This window comes from Flavobacterium sp. B330r (genome assembly GCF_056824325.1).
In genome coordinates this window covers 4,290,758-4,308,323 of the sequence record NZ_CP124860.1, presented here as the reverse complement: position 1 = coordinate 4,308,323, position 17,566 = coordinate 4,290,758, and the positions used below count along the sequence as shown (strand labels likewise).

16 protein-coding genes are annotated in these 17,566 nt (G+C 34.6%); 6 read left to right on the top strand and 10 right to left on the bottom strand.

The features are described 5' to 3' along the window. Window positions 1–16: 16 nt before the first annotated feature. The 7 genes from QLQ95_RS19205 to QLQ95_RS19175 form a co-directional block, all read right to left on the bottom strand. Window positions 17–724 (bottom strand): LytR/AlgR family response regulator transcription factor, encoded by a 708-nt coding sequence (locus QLQ95_RS19205; protein ID WP_482501183.1) that lies wholly within the window; start codon window positions 722–724, stop codon window positions 17–19. Further along, the gene (locus QLQ95_RS19200; protein ID WP_428239396.1) at window positions 724–1,884 is read right to left on the bottom strand and encodes a sensor histidine kinase; all 1,161 of its coding nucleotides are present in this window, start codon (window positions 1,882–1,884) and stop codon (window positions 724–726) included. Before QLQ95_RS19200 ends, QLQ95_RS19205 begins: the two co-directional genes overlap by 1 nt. A gap of 49 nt (window positions 1,885–1,933) precedes the next feature. Continuing rightward, window positions 1,934–2,662 (bottom strand): CPBP family intramembrane glutamic endopeptidase, encoded by a 729-nt coding sequence (locus QLQ95_RS19195; RefSeq protein ID WP_482501180.1) that lies wholly within the window; start codon window positions 2,660–2,662, stop codon window positions 1,934–1,936. Window positions 2,663–2,867: 205 nt separating this feature from the next. After that, window positions 2,868–5,072, bottom strand: a complete 2,205-nt coding sequence (locus tag QLQ95_RS19190) for a TonB-dependent receptor (RefSeq protein WP_482501179.1) — start codon at window positions 5,070–5,072, stop codon at window positions 2,868–2,870. A 68-nt stretch (window positions 5,073–5,140) separates the two neighbouring features. After that, a complete protein-coding gene (locus QLQ95_RS19185) occupies window positions 5,141–5,767 on the bottom strand; it encodes a GNAT family N-acetyltransferase (protein WP_320495111.1) in 627 nt (208 codons plus the stop codon). 398 nt (window positions 5,768–6,165) lie between these two features. Beyond that, entirely contained in the window at window positions 6,166–6,552 is a 387-nt protein-coding gene (locus QLQ95_RS19180) for a DoxX family protein (protein WP_095927562.1), read from the bottom strand. Between the two features lie 141 nt (window positions 6,553–6,693). After that, on the bottom strand, window positions 6,694–7,707 hold the full coding sequence (locus QLQ95_RS19175; RefSeq protein WP_482501177.1) for a zinc-binding alcohol dehydrogenase family protein: 1,014 nt from the start codon (window positions 7,705–7,707) through the stop codon (window positions 6,694–6,696). A 247-nt stretch (window positions 7,708–7,954) separates the two neighbouring features. Between QLQ95_RS19175 and QLQ95_RS19170 the strand changes: the two genes are divergently transcribed. Both QLQ95_RS19170 and QLQ95_RS19165 read left to right on the top strand, forming a co-directional pair. Then, window positions 7,955–8,512: a GNAT family N-acetyltransferase gene (locus QLQ95_RS19170; protein ID WP_482501176.1), complete on the top strand. Its 558-nt coding sequence runs from the start codon at window positions 7,955–7,957 to the stop codon at window positions 8,510–8,512. Window positions 8,513–8,519: 7 nt separating this feature from the next. Further along, on the top strand, window positions 8,520–8,954 hold the full coding sequence (locus QLQ95_RS19165; protein ID WP_095927565.1) for a DoxX family membrane protein: 435 nt from the start codon (window positions 8,520–8,522) through the stop codon (window positions 8,952–8,954). A 91-nt stretch (window positions 8,955–9,045) separates the two neighbouring features. On the opposite strand, the gene QLQ95_RS19160 is transcribed toward QLQ95_RS19165, so the two are convergent. Together QLQ95_RS19160 and QLQ95_RS19155 are read right to left on the bottom strand one after the other, a co-directional pair. Beyond that, window positions 9,046–9,546 carry a hypothetical protein gene (locus QLQ95_RS19160; RefSeq protein ID WP_428239392.1) on the bottom strand — a complete coding sequence of 167 codons (501 nt, stop codon included), beginning with the start codon at window positions 9,544–9,546 and terminating at the stop codon, window positions 9,046–9,048. A 99-nt stretch (window positions 9,547–9,645) separates the two neighbouring features. Next, window positions 9,646–10,509: a helix-turn-helix domain-containing protein gene (locus QLQ95_RS19155; RefSeq protein ID WP_320495119.1), complete on the bottom strand. Its 864-nt coding sequence runs from the start codon at window positions 10,507–10,509 to the stop codon at window positions 9,646–9,648. 285 nt (window positions 10,510–10,794) lie between these two features. On the opposite strand from QLQ95_RS19155, the gene QLQ95_RS19150 reads away from it, so the two are divergent. The 3 genes from QLQ95_RS19150 (at window position 10,795) to QLQ95_RS19140 (ending at window position 13,155) form a co-directional block, all read left to right on the top strand. Continuing rightward, on the top strand, window positions 10,795–11,631 hold the full coding sequence (locus QLQ95_RS19150) for a sulfite exporter TauE/SafE family protein (RefSeq protein WP_095927568.1): 837 nt from the start codon (window positions 10,795–10,797) through the stop codon (window positions 11,629–11,631). Beyond that, entirely contained in the window at window positions 11,618–12,025 is a 408-nt protein-coding gene (locus QLQ95_RS19145) for a DUF1634 domain-containing protein (protein WP_095927569.1), read from the top strand. The genes QLQ95_RS19150 and QLQ95_RS19145 overlap by 14 nt, the downstream gene beginning before the upstream one ends. Before the next feature lie 107 nt (window positions 12,026–12,132). After that, on the top strand, window positions 12,133–13,155 hold the full coding sequence (locus tag QLQ95_RS19140) for an LLM class flavin-dependent oxidoreductase (protein WP_428239390.1): 1,023 nt from the start codon (window positions 12,133–12,135) through the stop codon (window positions 13,153–13,155). A gap of 403 nt (window positions 13,156–13,558) precedes the next feature. Here QLQ95_RS19140 and QLQ95_RS19135 read toward each other — a convergent pair whose 3' ends face one another. Beyond that, the gene (locus tag QLQ95_RS19135; protein ID WP_482501174.1) at window positions 13,559–15,997 is read right to left on the bottom strand and encodes a TonB-dependent siderophore receptor; all 2,439 of its coding nucleotides are present in this window, start codon (window positions 15,995–15,997) and stop codon (window positions 13,559–13,561) included. Window positions 15,998–16,235: 238 nt separating this feature from the next. Here QLQ95_RS19135 and QLQ95_RS19130 point away from each other — a divergent pair, with 238 nt between their 5' ends. Next, a complete protein-coding gene (locus QLQ95_RS19130; protein WP_320495122.1) occupies window positions 16,236–17,513 on the top strand; it encodes an acetyl-CoA C-acetyltransferase in 1,278 nt (425 codons plus the stop codon). Window positions 17,514–17,566 lie beyond the last annotated feature (53 nt).

Genomic DNA, 17,566 nt, shown 5'->3' with positions numbered 1-17,566 from the left:
TTGACTCATTAGCACATTATTTAATACCTAACAGTTGATACAATTCCTCTTTTTTATTCAAAGCAGCAGAAATAGTTCTCCCATCAATCAATTCGACCACATTTCCGTTGAGACTTCTCACCGCTTCCAAATTTAGAATAAAAGAACGCTGCACGCGAAAGAACATTGGCAGTTTCAAAACTTCTTCCATTGACTTTAAAGTTCCTAAAGTTGTGTATGATGCGCCGTTGATAACAAATTTCAGATAATCGCCTTGCGCTTCTACATAAAGAATTTCACTCAAAAGAATCTTAATCAGTTTTCCTTCCGATTTGATAAAAATTCGATCGGAATTGATTTGATGAACCGAAGTTATTTTCTTTAGCGAAAGATATTCTTTGGCACGATTTACCGCTTTCAAGAAACGATCAAAACGAACGGGTTTTAAGAGATAATCGACTGCTCCGGTTTCAAATCCTTCCAAAGCAAAATTGCGATGTGCTGTGATGAAAATAATAACTGGAGCATTGGTAAGCGATTGCGCCAATTCTAAACCATTAAATTTGGGCATTTCGATATCGCTGAAAACAATATCAACTTCATTTTTCTGCAGAAACAATAATGGTTTAGACGCTTCTGCAAACGAGTCTTTTAGTTCCAAAAACGGAATTTCAGCAATAAAAGATTCGATAATATCTCTTGCAATTGGCTCGTCATCAACAACAATGCATTTCAGTTTTTCCATTATTTTCTTAAAACTATTTTTAAATCGACTTTAAACGAGTTTTCCAGTCTTTCAATTTCTAATTTATATTGATCGGGATACAGCAATTCTAAACGTTTACGCGCATTCTTTACTCCTATTCCGCCAAAATCAGAATCGTTTTCCATTACTTCCGAATCATTCTCTAAACTAAACCAAAAAGTATTATTTTCCATCTTAATGTCAAGTTTTACAAAGGCATTTTTGCTTTTTAAACCGTATTTAAAAGCATTTTCTATGAAGGTAAATGTTAGAAGCGGTGCAACAAAAAGTCCTGCAGTTTGTCCTTCAATAGTAACTTGAATATTCGTTTCATCTGCATAACGCATTTTTTCTAAAGCGATATAGTTTTTGATAAAATCCAATTCTTTTTCCAAACGGACAATTTCGGTATTCGATTCGTAAAGCGTATAGCTCATAATATCCGAAAGGTTCAAGATTAATTCTGGAGCCAGATTGTCTTTTCTAACCGTAAGTCCGTAAAGATTATTCAAGGTATTAAATAAAAAATGCGGATTTAACTGCGCCTTCAGAAAGTCTTTTTCAATTTGAATATTCTGAATTTCCAAAGCTGTTTTTTCTCTTTCAATTTGAAATTTCTTGTTATAGAGTTTCGTGATTTCGACCAATATTTTAGCAAAACAAAAAGGCGAAAGCAATGAAATAATAATTATGGTCTGCGAAAGCATTCTTTTTGGAGAAACTGCTTCTAGAAAAGTTTGATTTGCGCTCATTTTAATAACGCCTTTCAGTTCTCCAAAAGTAATTTCAAGACCTAAAGCATAATAAATCAGTGAAATAAAATACGTTGCCGCCATCCAGACAAATATGGAAATTGGAAAAACCAATAATAGCAGTATTATAATTCGGTTTTTGCTTCCTGAAAATATCTTTGGTAACAAAAGATAAAACAGCATATAAAACACAATCATATTTACCAATGCCATTCTTATTGTTAGTAAAACAGCATCAAAATAGACTAATTTATAGCCAATTACATAGCTCAAAAAAAGCAATATAGAAAAACCTAACCACATGAAAACGTGCAGTAAAATTCGATTTCTTTTCGTAAAAAAGTGATCAAAATTCAGCTGCGCCATTTTATCTAAAAAATATCCAGAAGTCGATGTGGTATTTGGCATGTAAAAGATTTGTAAAGCAGTTTCAAATATAACTTTAATTTGGCAGGTTTTATAAAATTCTAATAACCGCATTAATCAAATTAATCGTGTTATGCCCTAGAATAGAATAAATAAGATTTCCTGAAAACTGTCTTAAAATACCAACGCTCAAAGAAGAAATTAATGTGAGGTATACCATTGTAATAATATCGAACTTCAAATGTAAATCCTGATCTAGAATTGCTCCGTGAGAAACTCCAAATAAAACCGTTACGATAACAAACGCCCAGCCAAATTTGATGCCTCGATAATTCCATGTTGGCGCAAAAGCTTTATCTAAAAGCCATAAAGAGATTCCTCTAAAAAGTATTTCTTCTGTTAATCCAGGCATTGTGGCTTGAAAAAGAAAAGTTTCTAGATTGAAGGCATTTCCTTTTGGAAATAAAATGAGTTTAAAAATAATGTCGAAAAAAGTGAATCCGAAGAAAACCAATAATCCGAATTTCAAATTTGTTAGCGAATTGGTCTTAGAAGTGAATCCGATTTTGATTCTTTCTTCTTTTGAAACCGAAAAGATAATAATCAATGCTAAAACTAAGCTCAGGAATTTTCCTGCCCAATTGAACTTTAAATCAAGATTTATCAATTGTTTTCCTGAAGCCTGTAAAAACACATCGGCAAGAAAATATAAAATGAAAAATCCTAAATATTTTAAATTCAGTTTTTCCGATTTGAAACATGCAATAACAATAATCGGAGCGATTAGCAAAATCCAAAGAAGGGGTGTAAATAATGACATAATTTTGATTTTAAAGGTTTTAATTATGATCAAAAGTATATCGCGAGTATATCAATTAAAATTGTCATCGGTAGAACACACGATCTGCTCGGTGAAAATGTTATTTTACCCGATAATAGAATTTGATAATTAGAAAATGTGCCAATTAGATAATGTGAGTAATTATCTAATTGGCACATTTTCTAATTGACACATTGACTAATTTCTACCACATATATTTCAATATCAATCTTGCATTAAACGGCGTTCCTGCTGTAAAATGAATTTCTTCTACAGGATCGGTTTCATTTGCCAGTCTTGATTCGGTTAAGAATTGTGTTTCTTTCCATTTTGTATTGAAAATATTGTCGATGTTTACGCCAATCGAGACTTTCTTTATTTGATAATTCACAGAAAAATCGGTAATGCAATACCCTTTTGCTATAACCGAATTATCTTCGTTTGCTGGTCTATCGCCTAAAAAACGGGTTCTTAAACTTCCTGAAAATCCTTTTAGATCTTTTACCGAAATTCCGTTCATCAACGTATTTTTTGGAGCCAATGGCAGGTAATCGCTTCCTTTAGGTTCGTCAATTGCTCTTGCGTGCGTATAAGTGTAATCGGTATTCCAGAATAACCAATTGGTCAATTGATATCTGAAACCAAAATCGAAACCTTTTCTTTCTGTTTTTCCGCTTGGTTCAACAACCGCTTCGTCTCCAACATAAACAAATTCTTGCGCTAAATACAAATACCAAATTGCCGAATTGATAATCATTCTTGGAAATGGTTTCCAATTGATTCCTAAATCTGCTCCGTACGTTTCTGGAAGGATTTTTTGGCCACTTTGCGCTACTACTACTCGAGTATCGTTGCTGTGAAATCCTTTTCCTAATTTCAAGAAATAGTTTAATTTTTCATTCTGAGTATACAAAAAGTTCAGTTTCGGACTCACAATTGCTTTGGTCTGCGTCTGATTGGTATAAGTTGGAGCTAATTGATCTTCGTAACCAAATTTGAAATAATCTAAACGCAAACCTCCGTTTACCAGCCATTTTCCTGCTGTAAAATCAAGACTTGAATAAGTAAATAAGTTAGTCTGATTTACCGTTCCTAAACTCAAATAATCTAAGACCGTTTTTCTGTTTAATGTATGAGACAACTCTACATCTTTATTATTATCATTTCGAAGTCCAGCTCCCAATTTAAAACGCCATTTTTCATTTAGTTTCTGATCGTATTCCGACTGAAAACCTACAATAGTTCTATTTTCTTTCTGTTTAATCTGATCGCCGTTTACAGGATCATTCAAGAAAAATGTAAAATTAGAATACAGTTCAAAATCATATTTACTCAAATAAGCACTGCTTTTAATATGTGTGTCTTCGCCAATTTTTGCATCGTACTGCAAATTGAAATTGGTTCTATCAGTATTCCCTCCTTCATTAGAATCAATTGCTCCGAAATGCGAAATGGTTCCGTCGTTTACCGCACGGTCTGGGATTTGTCCGCTGGCATCCCATTGGCTTTTAAAATGGGAAACCGAAATAGCCAGACGATCTCCATTCTCCATTTTAGCATTGTATTTTCCAAATAAATTAATTCGGTTAAAGTTCTGAGGCGCATCAAAATAACCATCCGTCATCATGTATTCTCCCGCAAAATAAGCCGATTGGTTTTCTTTATTCAATAAATTAAACATCGCAACGGTACGGAAGGTATCAAACTGTCCTCCTTCAAAAGAAATAGAGCTGTTCTGCAAAGCATTTTTGGTATTAAAACCAACATATCCAGCAGTTGTAAAATCGCCTTTATCTACAAAGTAGGCTCCTTTATCAAAATCAATATTATCGACTGTTTCCGGAATCACAAAATGCAGATCTGAATACCCTTGCCCGTGTGCGTGCGAAACCATGTTTACGGGCATTCCGTCAACAGTGATGTTAATATCGGTTCCGTGATCACAGTCAAAACCTCTTAAAAAGATTTGTTCGGCTTTTCCTCCTCCTGCGTGCTGACCGATGAAAAGTCCTGGAACTTTTCGCAGCAGATCTTGAGAATTTGAAATTGGCTGAATTTCAAAATCAATTTTAGAAATGGTATTCAAGTATTTTAGATTATTGCTAATCTTAACTTCTTCCAACAAAAAAGGTTTTTCATTTATTGAAATCGTTAAGAAATCCAAAGAAGCAAGTTTAATTTTTTGAGGAGAAAATCCTTTTTTTGTAATCAGCAAACTATCATTTACCTCCACTCCTTCCAATGTAAATTTTCCGTTGGCATCAGTATGTGCGTGTGTTTTTGAGGTTAAATCACGAATTAATACTTCTGATAAAGATTTTCCGCTTCCGTCATTTACAATACCGTTGACAGATTGTGCATTAATAGAAACAGAAAGAATAAAAAAGAAAAGTGCTGATAAAGATTTCATTGCTATTTTGGTAACTAAATTGGTAATTTGAGCGCAAAAATAGCATAAAAAAGATTTTTCCAGCTTATTTATCGAAAATCTGAAACAGTAGATCCGTTTTTCTTCGGATCGTACAGCATAGCGGTACACAAACAGTTTTTTCTGCCCTTGCTTAATAAAATAGGACAGTTGATACAGCTTTTACAGTTTTCCCAAAAAAGGTCATCATTTGGCAATTCAGCGTAAGTAACGGGTTCAAAGCCAATTTCGTGATTCATTTTCATAACGGCAAGACCTGTAGTTAGGCTGAAAATAAGCGCTTTTGGATATTTTTTACGGCTGAGTTCAAAGATCTTTTTTTTAATCTTTTTTGCCAGGCCAGTGTGTCTAAACTCAGGCGCAACAATTAATCCCGAATTAGAAACATATTTTCCATTTTCCCATGAAGATATAAAAGCAAAACCGGCCCATCTTCCATCTCGTGTAATTGCGATAACGGCTTCACCTTCTCTCATCTTTTTTTCAAGAAGCTCGGGCGGTCTACTTGAGATTCCCGTTCCGCGAGCTTTGGCAGATAATAATGTTTCTTCGCAGATTTCATTTAGATAAAAAACATGTTTGCCTTTTGTTTCTTCTAAAATAAAATCATAAGATTCGGCAGCTTTTTCATGGGAAGAAAAAACAGTTGCATCTTTTCTATACTCGATAGTTTTCATGATACCTAAACTATTTTAGCAATCAGCATAACGGTGATAAAAAGAACTACTGTAAAAACCATTAAGTTAACGAATCGATCTTTATTTCGTCTAGATTTATTTGAAAAGTACGTTTTTGTGATTTCTTTATTTCTTTTATTACTTGTTTTCATATTTCTTAAATGTTGTATAATTAAGGGCTTGTTTAATAATCCACAACATAAAAACAAAAGGCATGCCATAGCATCTCAAACTACGATAAACCATTCGTTATAAAACAAATAATAAAAAATCGGCTTTAATCAATTTGCAAAAGCTTATCAAAATGATAGGATATTTTTCAAAATGAAAGGGATTTAAATAAAAAAGCCCTAAATCGAAATTTAGAGCTTTTTTATATTTATAAGTGACCTAATAAATTAGTCCCATTGATTGTTTTTAGAAAGGGCAAATTTACCTGCTCCAGTAAAAAACAAGGCAATAGCTCCAAAAAGGTAAAGCATTAATAATTCTAAAGCATAACCTCCGTGATCGCTAATGGTGAAAATGTCCTGAGCGTGGGCTGTTGCAACTGCAACCACACAAGTGATCGCCAAAAGAACTGCAGCAATTCTAGTTCTAAATCCTAATAAAATAGCAATTGGAGCTAAAACTTCACCAATGTAAACCGCATATCCAAATGCGCCCATGTTATCTACAAGGAAAGAAATTCCGTGAATCAATTTAGAAACACCGTGAAAAAGCATCAATCCACCAGTACTAATACGCAATAGCAATAATCCAAGGTCTGTGTTTTTTGAAATCATAAAAAATTTTGTTTAGGTTAAAAATTATATCAAAATTGGGTTTATAAGCCGACTAAAATACAAAAATTTCCCAATGAAAAACAATCTTATTTAAAACAATTCCAAATAACCGTTTTTAGACTATCACAAACGTGATTTACTTTAAAACTTTATCGCAATTTTTCCAATTGTTTTTCCCGATTCTAAAAGTTCGTGTGCTTTCTTTAGATTTTCGGCTGTAAGTCCATTTAAAGTGGTGTTTAAAGTCGTTTTCAAGATACCGTCATCGAGTAAATCGGCTACAATATTCAGAATATTATGCTGCTCGATCATGTCTTCCGTTTGATACATAGAACGCGTATACATCAATTCCCAAGAAAAAGAAACACTTTTGCTTTTCAGCTTTGTTAATGCAACTGGGTCGCTGCTTCCTGTAATGGAGGCAATATGTCCTTGCGGTTTAATCAATTCGACCATTGTATCCCAATAAGCATTGGTGTCGACAAAATCTAAAATAAAGTCAACGTACTCAAAGCCAGCCTCTCGAACCGAAGAAATCAAATCTTTATGGTCTACAACAAAATCAGCTCCCTGCTGTTTGCACCAAGCAATCGTTTCTGGACGCGACGCTGTTGCGATAACGGTTAAGCCAGCAATTTTCTTGGCTAGCTGAATGGCAATCGAACCAACTCCTCCTGCTCCACCAATAATTAAAATTGATTTTCCTTTGTCTTTATCAGCGCTAATTCTGATTCTGTCAAATAGAATTTCCCAAGCCGTTAAAGCCGTTAACGGAATTACAGCAGCTTCTTCAATACTTAATGCTTTTGGTTTTTTGCCAACAATTCTTTCGTCTATAATCTGATATTCGGCATTGCTACCTTGTTTGGTAATATCTCCAGCATAATAAACTGGATCGCCTACTTCAAACAAAGTAACATCCTCTCCAACAGATTGAACGATTCCGACAGCATCCCAGCCTATAATTTTTGGAGTTTCTAAAACGGTGTCTTTCGCACTGTTTTGGCGAATCTTAAAATCGACTGGATTTACTGAAATCGCATCAATTTTAACTAATAAATCGTGTGGCCCAGGAATTGGTTTTACGGCTTCAAATTCGATAAAACTTTCTGGGTTTTCTATGGGTAATGATGTTTTAAATCCTATTGCTTTCATTTCTTTTTAATGTTTAAATTAAAACTATATTACAAAGATAAGACGAGTTGAAATCTCTTGATTGGTATATATTGAGTGTATATTTGTACATTTTTTTCAAAGATACTAAGGTTTTAAGTTGCTGAGAGGCTAAGTTTTTTTTACGCAGGTTTTATTTAATGCTTTCTAAGAAACAAACACATAATCCCAATAGTTATCGGGGCTATGTATTTAAATAAAGCCTTAAATTTGTAAAAACACTTTACTTATGAATATCAGAAAAGCCGAAAAATCAGACTCAAAATATATTGCTCCTATATTGTTGTTAGCAATGGAAGACATTATCTATAAATTTATAGCTAAGGAAGATTACGCTTCCGCGAAAGACTTTCTGCAGTATTTCGTCGAAAGAGAAAACAATCAATATTCTTATCAAAACTGTTTTGTGGCCGAAGAGGATAACGAAATAATTGGTGCCGTAAACATTTATAATGGCGCTGACATTGAAGAATTACGTAATCCTATTATTGAATACGTTAGAAAACATTATAATCCTGAATTCGATCCTGAATTTGAGACCCGTGAAGGTGAATATTATATAGATTCGTTGGGCGTAAATCCGAAATATCAAGGAAAAGGAATTGGTTCTCAATTATTGCAATTTTTGATAGATAAATACGTTCATAAAAATAAAGAGGTTTTAGGTCTGCTGGTTGAGGAAGACAATCCGAGTGCTAAAAAACTGTATTTAAAGCTTGGTTTTAAAGTAGTTGGAAACAAAACTTTGGTTAAGAAGAACCTAGAACATCTTCAAATCAAAAATTAATTATAGAATGAAAAATATCACAATATTAGAAGCAGGTTTAATTTTAAGAATAGTTTTAGGAATCACAATGCTTTCGGCCGTAGCGGACCGATTTGGAGTTTGGGGCGCACCAGGATCTCACGCAGTTGCCTGGGGAAATTGGGAAAATTTCGTAATCTACACCCAATCTCTAAATTCTTTTGCCAACAAAGCCACAGCAGAAGTTCTAGCAGGAATTGCCACTTTCTTTGAAGTTTTACTAAGTCTACTATTGTTATTTGGTTTCAAAACCAGACTTGCGGCTTTAGGAACTACGCTTTTAATGTTCTTTTTTGCATTTGCTATGTCGGTTTCTGTTTCTGTAAAAGCACCTCTCGACTATTCGGTTTGGACAAGTTGTGCAGCGGCTTTACTGCTTGCTAATATTGGTAAAACATCTTATGCCGTTGACAATAGGATATAGTTTTCGATAAAAGCGTTCTAGAAACTTTGTCAAAGTCTAAAACTTTGACAAAGTTAATCGCTTCGAAAAGTTCAGCTTAAAAAACATCTATTCACATCTTTTTTCTGAGGTAAATTCGTTTCGGAAATTGATCTTCTATACTTTCTTTCCCTTCAAATTCTTCGTAATTTATTGATCGTAATATATCGATCAAAGCAGTATCTACGGCAAAAGCGCTCACCCAAATTAAATCGTGTTTTCGCTGAGAAGCAATTTCTTCAGCACGTTTAATAAGCACTTTTAAATCTTCTTCATCAAAATAAACAATCTCACTCAGATTGATTGCTTTTGACGCTCCAAGGTTTTCGTTTAATATTCTCGACGAATCCAATTTTAAATACGCTTGCGGAGTTTCGCCAAGATAAGCCATCAGAATCTCGATCGAAAAATCGTTCTGAATTCGAAACAACTCTTTTTTCGAAAGATGTTCTTCGGCATATTTTTCTCCTAACTCTTTTTCCTTAAATAAATTGGTATAGAATTGAACGGCTTTGTCTTCCATCCAAAAGACATTATCGTTGATTATGACAACAAATTTTGCAATTTTACTCATTTCTTTTCTTTAAAAATAAAAAGCAAAATTGCACCGAATGTTAGTCTAAAAAAAGAGCGATAAGGCTTCTGTTTTGTGCAAAATGTCGGCTAAATGATTTTAATCGATCTGTTTTTTTCGATATTCTAAAGGCGAAATACCTTCATAGTTTTTAAAAAATCGTCCAAAAACAGATTGATCAGAAAAATGAAGTAAATCGCTGATCTGATTGATGGACATTTTTTTATTCTGCAACAAAACTTTAGCTTCCAGAATCACCATTTCGCTAATCCAGTCACTAGCCGTTTTTCCGCTATGCTTTTTAATGACTTCAGACAAATATTTTCGGCTTACATTTAATTCATCCGCATAATGTTGCACCGTTCTAAAATTCAGAAAATCTTTAAAAAGAAGCTCTTTAAACTTTTCATATAAAGGGCTTTGTACTTCTGTGGGAATTTTTTCTTTCTGAATACCATCAATTTCATAAATTAAAATGTACAAATAACTTCTCAAAATAGAGGCTTGATGCTTAGACTGATCTTCTGATACTTCTTTGATTAAGCTAAAAATGCGTTCAAACTTGCTTTCCTCTCCTTTTGCGAGTGGAGAGATATTGCTATCACTATTTTCAAAAAAAATATATTGTGTTAGAAAAAAGACGTTTGCTTGATTTTCTAGAAAAAACTGCGGTTTAAAAAATATTATATCGATTAGAATTTCGTCCTCATTTTTAGAAAAACTTCTTATTACCGAAGGCCCTAAAGCAATAATAGCTGGAGCGTGAACCACTTTTGTTTCGAGCCCAGTATGCATGATTATACTTCCTTTTCTTAGAAATTCAATTGCATAGCTTTCGGCACGATAAGGCTCGGTAATGTAAGGATGCTCACTCGTCTGGATATAGAAGTACTCTTTCTGATCTGCGTACGAAAATAAACTCTTGTGATGTGTTAAGGAATATGTGAGGATTTTACTCTTCAATACTGCTGTTTTAGTTCATTAGGATTCCAAATATACCGTTTTTTTAGTGTTCAGTCGCAGTTTGCAGTCTTTGCGGTAACAAAGGCTAGCTTTGTCAAAGTTTTAAACTTTGACAAAGCTTCTCGGCTCTTAACCTACCTGGGACTGAAAACTGAACACTAAAAAACTGAACACTGAACACTAAACACTGAGCACTAAAAAAATTTTTAAGGTATATTTAAGGTCATAAAGCTATTTCGAACAAATTTGTATTCGTAAATTAGCCATTACAAAAACATATCTTAAATGACAATACTTACCTTTACGCTGATTATGATTCTGGGTGCCTTTTTAGCAGGCTTTATTGGTTCATTATCAGGCTTAGGAGGCGGTATCATTATTATTCCGCTTCTTACTATTCTTCTTGGTGTCGATATTCATTATGCCATTGGAGCTGCTTTAGTCTCCGTTATCGCCACTTCTTCAGGTTCTGCAGCCGCTTATGTAAAAGAAGGAATTACCAACATGCGAATGGGAATTTTTCTCGAAATCGCTACTACTATAGGAGCCGTTTGCGGAGCATTGCTTTCTACTATCGCCCCTACTTCTTTTATTGCGGTTTTATTCGGTTTAACACTGATTTTTTCTGCCATTAATTCGCTTCGAAAAAAAGAAGAACACATTGTTTTAGAATCTAGTCCGCTAGCTAAAAAACTTAAATTAGACGGAACTTATCCTGCTCATGATGGCGAAGTGATAAAGTACGGAACCAAAAATGTAATTGGCGGTTTTAGTATGATGGGAGTTGCGGGAATGATGTCGGGTCTTCTCGGAATTGGTTCTGGCGCTTTTAAAGTAATCGCGATGGATAACATTATGCGTGTTCCGTTTAAAGTATCTACAACAACCAGTAATTTCATGATGGGAGTTACAGCAATGGCAAGTTCTGTAATTTATATTCAAAAAGGATATATCGAGCCTGGAATTTGTATGCCGGTTGTAATTGGAGTTTTGTTTGGAGCAATGGCTGGAGCTAAAATCTTAGTGCGAACAAATCCGAAGAAATTGAGAATATTTTTTGCCTGCCTGATTTTTGTTTTGGCAATAAACATGATTTATAACGGACTAAATGGAAAAATCTAATATGGTACAAGAAGAAAAATTTGGAGAAAAAGATTTTCAAACTATTATAGGAAACTTGCTTCGTTATGGAGTTTGGATTTCGTTATCGGTTGCTTTTATTGGCGGAATTGTATATTTAATTCATAATGGAAGCCAAATTGAAGATTATTCTGTTTTTAAAGAAAATGACCGCAATATATTTGAAGTAATTACCGCTATTTACAATGGTGCAATTCAAGGAAACGGAGAATCGTTAATATTTACAGGAATTATTTTCTTGTTCATGACACCCGTTTTACGCGTATTGCTTTCGCTATTTTCATTTTTATTGGAAAAAGATTACTTGTACGTTGGCATTACATTAATTGTAATCATGATTATCATTATCAGTATTTCATTTGGTTTCTCACATTAAAAAAATTTTAGATTTTAGATTGTAGATTTTGGAGTTTGGGATTTAGAGTTTGGAATTTGGAGTTTGGGATTTGGAATTTGGAATTTAAAATATTGAAATTTAAAGACATGGAAATAGGAATAGACAGTTTTGCTTCGGCGATGTATGGCGATAACAACACGCTGAGCAGTGTTGATGCTATGGAACAGCTTCTGCAGCGAATTGAATTTGCAGATCAGGCTGGTCTTGATGTTTTCGGAATTGGAGAACATCATAAAAAAGAGTTTTTAGATTCTGCTACAGCTGTTATTTTGAGTGCAGCGGCGGCTAGAACAAAAAATATCCGACTGGCAAGTGCCGTGACCGTTTTAAGTGCAGCAGATCCAGTGAGGGTTTATCAGAGTTTTGCAACTTTAGATTTAATTTCGAAAGGAAGAACTGAAATTGTTGTCGGGAGAGGATCTGCCATTGAAGCTTATCCCCTTTTTGGATATGATTTGAGAGATTATGATGCTCTTTTTAAAGAAAAACTCGAACTGCTGCTTCAAATTAGAGATAATGAATTTGTAAGCTGGGAAGGTAAATTCCGTCCTGCTTTAAATAATTTACCTGTTTATCCAAGAGCTTTACAAGAAAAATTGCCCATTTGGCTTGGTGTTGGTGGAACACCAGAATCTTTTATAAGAGCTGGTTCGTTAGGACTTCCGTTAATGGTTGCCGTTATTGGCGGACAAACACATCGTTTTAAACCTTTAGTCGATTTATATCGTGAAGCAGGAAAAGCAGCAGGCTATAAATCGAATGAATTAAAAGTAGGCTTGCATTCACCTGGATATGTTGGTACAACAACGGAAAAAGCAATTGAAGAATACTATCCCGGTTATGCCGAATTATGGACAAAATTAGGATATGAAAGAGGTTGGCCTCCTATAACCAAAGGCAAATTTGATGGCCTAATTGATGATTTAGGTGTTTTAATTGTGGGTGGTCCAGAAAGAGCTGCAGAGAAAATTCTTCGCCACAGCGAAGCTCTAGGCGGCGTGGATCGATTTACTTTCCAGATGGATAATGCAGGATTAACACACAAACAATTAATGAATGCCATTGAATTGATTGGTACAAAATTGATTCCTTTGATACGCAAGGCATAATTATTAATCTCGCAATCCCGATAGCTATCGGCAGCTAAGACGCAAAGTCTTTATTTTAAAAAGCCACAGATTATTAAGATTAAAAGGATTTTTTTCCATTCCTAATTTTTGAATAGCATCCAGCTTTAGCTGGATGAAAAATAGAGCAAAAGTCAAAGGCTTTAGCCAAACATCACTGGTTTGGCTAAAGCCTTTTTTCAATCTTCATTTGTAACCTTCAGTTAAAACTGGAGGCAATTCAAAAGAATTATACTTCTCAACCTTTGTAACTTTGTAACTTTGCTTCTTAGAATCTTAGAATCTCAGCATCTCAGAAACTTAGCATCTTAAAAAAAAAGCACCCAACAATTAAGTCAGATGCTTTTTTGTGTGATTTGCAATTTTTCAACGATAACAAACCAATTTAGAGCTTATAAGTAACACCAACTCTAAAATTTCTTGGCGCTTCAGTCTGCCAGTAATAAGCATTTAACCAGCTATAGTATGAACCGCTATATAGATATTTATCTAAGATATTGAATACGTTTGCCGTAACTTTAAATTTACCCGTTTCATAAGATAAACCTCCATCCAATTTAAAGTAAGAAGGTAGTTTTTGAAGACCTGCACTCCAAGTATCAGTCTGGCGTCCGTCAAGGAAAGTTCCTCCAATAGAAGCACCAAAACCTTTTAATTTTCCATGCTGAAGCGTATAATTTAACCAAGCATTTGCGGTATGTTTAGCATAACCTGGAACAATATCCCCCACCTTAATACCATTAGCTTCAGAAACATCTGGATCAATTTTAGTTACAGTTGACTCTGTAAAGGCATAATTTGCGATAAGATTTAAACCATCAAAGATTTTTCCTCTCAAATCAAATTCAACACCACGCGCTCTTTTTTCACCTAGAACTATTTTATACTGTTCGTTTGGCTGATTATTAGGATCTGCCGTTAACTCATTCTTCTTTAATATATTGTAAACAGATAAACTGGTATTCCAAGAACCGTCAAACCAATCCTTTTTAAGTCCAAATTCAACATTATTTCCGGTAAGAGGTTTTATATCACCGCTTCTCACAACACCAGATTGAGGTGTAAAAGCTTGATCGTACAACCCGTAAACCGCAAAATCATCAGTAATAGAATAACTTAAACCTGCACGAGGCGTTATATGGCTATCCTCAATTGGTTCTGCCTCATAGCTGCTAGTCTGGCTAATCCATGTGTATCTTGCAGCAAGAGTCAATCTTAATTTATTCTCCAAAAAGCCAAGTTCATCCTGAATATATCCAGCAGCATATTCTGAACCGTAAAGTCCGCCAGCTCTTTGGCTTAAAGGAGTATCGTGATCAAATTGCGGGAAACCATTTGAAGGCGTTCCGTAATTCGGATTATAAACATTAAACGGATTATCAACGGTATCTAAATCATGCGATTGTCCCCAGTCTGCCATATAATCTTTGCTTCCTAAGTCTACTCCACCCAATATTTTATGAGAAACATTTCCAGTATTGAATTTTCCGTTCACAAATATTTGTCCTAAGTACATATTACTTTCTGCGTCCCAGATGCCAACATTTCTAATGATTTCTCCATAAGCAAGATTTCCTTCCGGAACACCATCAAAATCTCTATCAGCAGGTCCTGGGCCAACAACTCCTGGCCATGAACTATATCCTTGCTGAATATATTTAAAATAAGAAGTCTGTGCAGTAAGTTTCCAGTTTTCATCAAACTTGTGCTCAAACTGAAGATATCCGCTATGATCCTGAATATTGGTATCAGGCAATCCTGGCTGCGTCATAGTAAAACCTACAGGTAAAGTTGCATAACCACCTGCTTGTGGTCCAAAAACATAATACGAACCCACTTCGGTCATATTTGCATACTGGAAATTATATTCGGCTGTGATTTTTGTTTTATCATCAATCTGATATGAAATTACAGGAGCAATTACATAGCGGTTATTGCGCTCAAACGGACGGTGCGATCCTTTGTTTTGGGCAGCTCCGTTAAATCTATAAAGCAATTTTCCTTTTTTATCTAATTTTCCGTCAAAATCAACGCTTACTCTATAAAAATCGTAGCTTCCGCCAAGTACACTAACCTCGCCTTTTGTAACTCCCGTTGGTTTTTTAGTCACCACATTGTACAATCCACTTGGATCTCCGCTTGAAAGCATGAATCCTGCTGGTCCTTTTACAAACTCGATATGATCTACAAAACTCATATCTTCTGTTAAGGGACCCCAGAAAGAAGAAACCACATTAAATCCGTTTCTAAAAGCCTGAATTTGAGAACCTCTCATAGTAATATTCGTGTACAAATCTCCCCAGTGCTCCAAACGTACAGCTCCACTCACGTTACGAATTACCCCGTCGCTCATACTCGTAATTTGCTGATCTTTTAAAGTCTGACCGCTTACAATTTGTATATTTTGAGGAATTTCTAAAACAGGAGTTTGAAGACGCAATGACAATGAAGGGTTATCTTGCTTGTATTTATTCTTTCTAATGACCACTTCTTCAAGATCTTCTTGACTTTCAGAAAGAGAAAAATTCTTAATCGTCGTTTGTTTTGAATTGACTACAATCTTATCCTCAACAGCTTGAATTCCTACTCCATTTAATACAATGGTATACGTTCCAGGTTTTACATTTTTAATTTCATAATGTCCTGAAACAGTTGTAATATCTGAATATTTTGTTCCTTTTAACGCTACAGCTATATTTTCTGCTGGTTTATTGCCACTCAAAGAAACTTTTCCGTTTACAGTTCCAAGCTGTTGTGCCATAATATTTAATGAGCTCAAAAACAGCACGAAAAGATAAACTTTTGCATTAATAATTATTTTCATTTGGTTTTGATTTTAAATTGAGCGACAAAAGTAGATGCAAATCTCAACTTTTCCAAATTATTTTAATTCATTCTAAATAAATAAAACAAATTAAACTAAATCAGTAGGAATAAATTCTGAGAATTGCCATTTCTAGTTATTTCTTGATAATATTAATCTACATTAAGTTTGAAACCAAAATCTATTTCTATCTTTATATTTCAAAATTTCAATGATCAAAAACAAATAACTTCCTGATATGAAATCAAATACAATAAGAAAAGTTGCCATTGTGGGCTATAACAGAATTCCTTTTGCGAGAGCCAATACGGCCTATTCTAATGTTGGAAACAAAGAAATGATGATCGCAGCACTCAACGGTCTTATTGACAATTACAATCTAAAAGGAAAATTATTAGGCGAAGTTGCTGGAGGTGCTGTGATTAAACATACTTACGACAACAATTTGATTCGTGAATCTGTTATGCAAACCAGTCTTGATCCTGCAACTCCTGCATGCGATTTACAGCAAGCTTGTGATACTGGAATTGAAAGCGCTATTTACATTGCTAACAAAATTGCTCTCGGACAAATTGATTCTGGAATTGCTGGCGGCGTAGATTCTATCAGCGATATGCCAATTGCAGTTAGTGAGAAACTTAGAAAAATTCTTTTAGAAGCTAGACAAGCAAAATCATTGGGCGGAAAAATTAAAACTTTTCTAAAACTTCGTCCAAAAGATTTATCTCCTTTAGTTCCTAGAAATGAAGAATCTCAAACTGGCCTTTCTATGGGCGGACATACTGAAATCACGGCGAAATATTATAAAATATCAAGAGAAGAACAAGATGAGTTTGCTTTGAAAAGTCATTTAAACATGGCAAAAGCGTATGACGAAGGTTTTTTCGATGATATGATTACGCCTTTTAACGGATTAGAAAAAGACAATAATCTAAGAAGAGACAGTACAATTGAAAAATTAGCCAAATTAAAACCCGCTTTTGATAAGGTAAATGGTACGCTGACCGCAGGAAATTCAACTCCCTTAACAGATGGTGCCTCTTGTATTCTATTAGCTAGCGAAGAATGGGCAAAAGAACAAGGACTTCCTATTTTAGCCTACATCACTTTTGCCGAAATCGCCGCAATTGAATACGTTAAGAATCAGCAGAATCTTTTATTAGCGCCTTTATTTGCTGCTTCAAGAATGCTCGAAAAAGCAGAATTAAACCTCCAGGATTTCGATTATTATGAAATTCACGAAGCTTTTGCCGCACAAACTTTGGCCACTTTAAAAATCTGGGAAAGCCCAGAATTGAGTGCCGAAATTGGCTTAAAGAAACCACTAGGCGCAATAGATCGAAATAAACTGAATGTAAAAGGAAGCAGTTTAGCAGCCGCTCACCCTTTTGCTGCAACTGGAGGAAGAATTATTGGCGTAATGGCAAAATTATTAAACGAGAAAGGCTCAGGAAAAGGATTAATCTCTATCTGTGCCGCAGGCGGTCAAGGAGTTACTATGATAATCGAAAAATAACTTTTTTCCATTTTTTCAAAAACATTTCAATTCAATTTATAAATCTGCTAAAT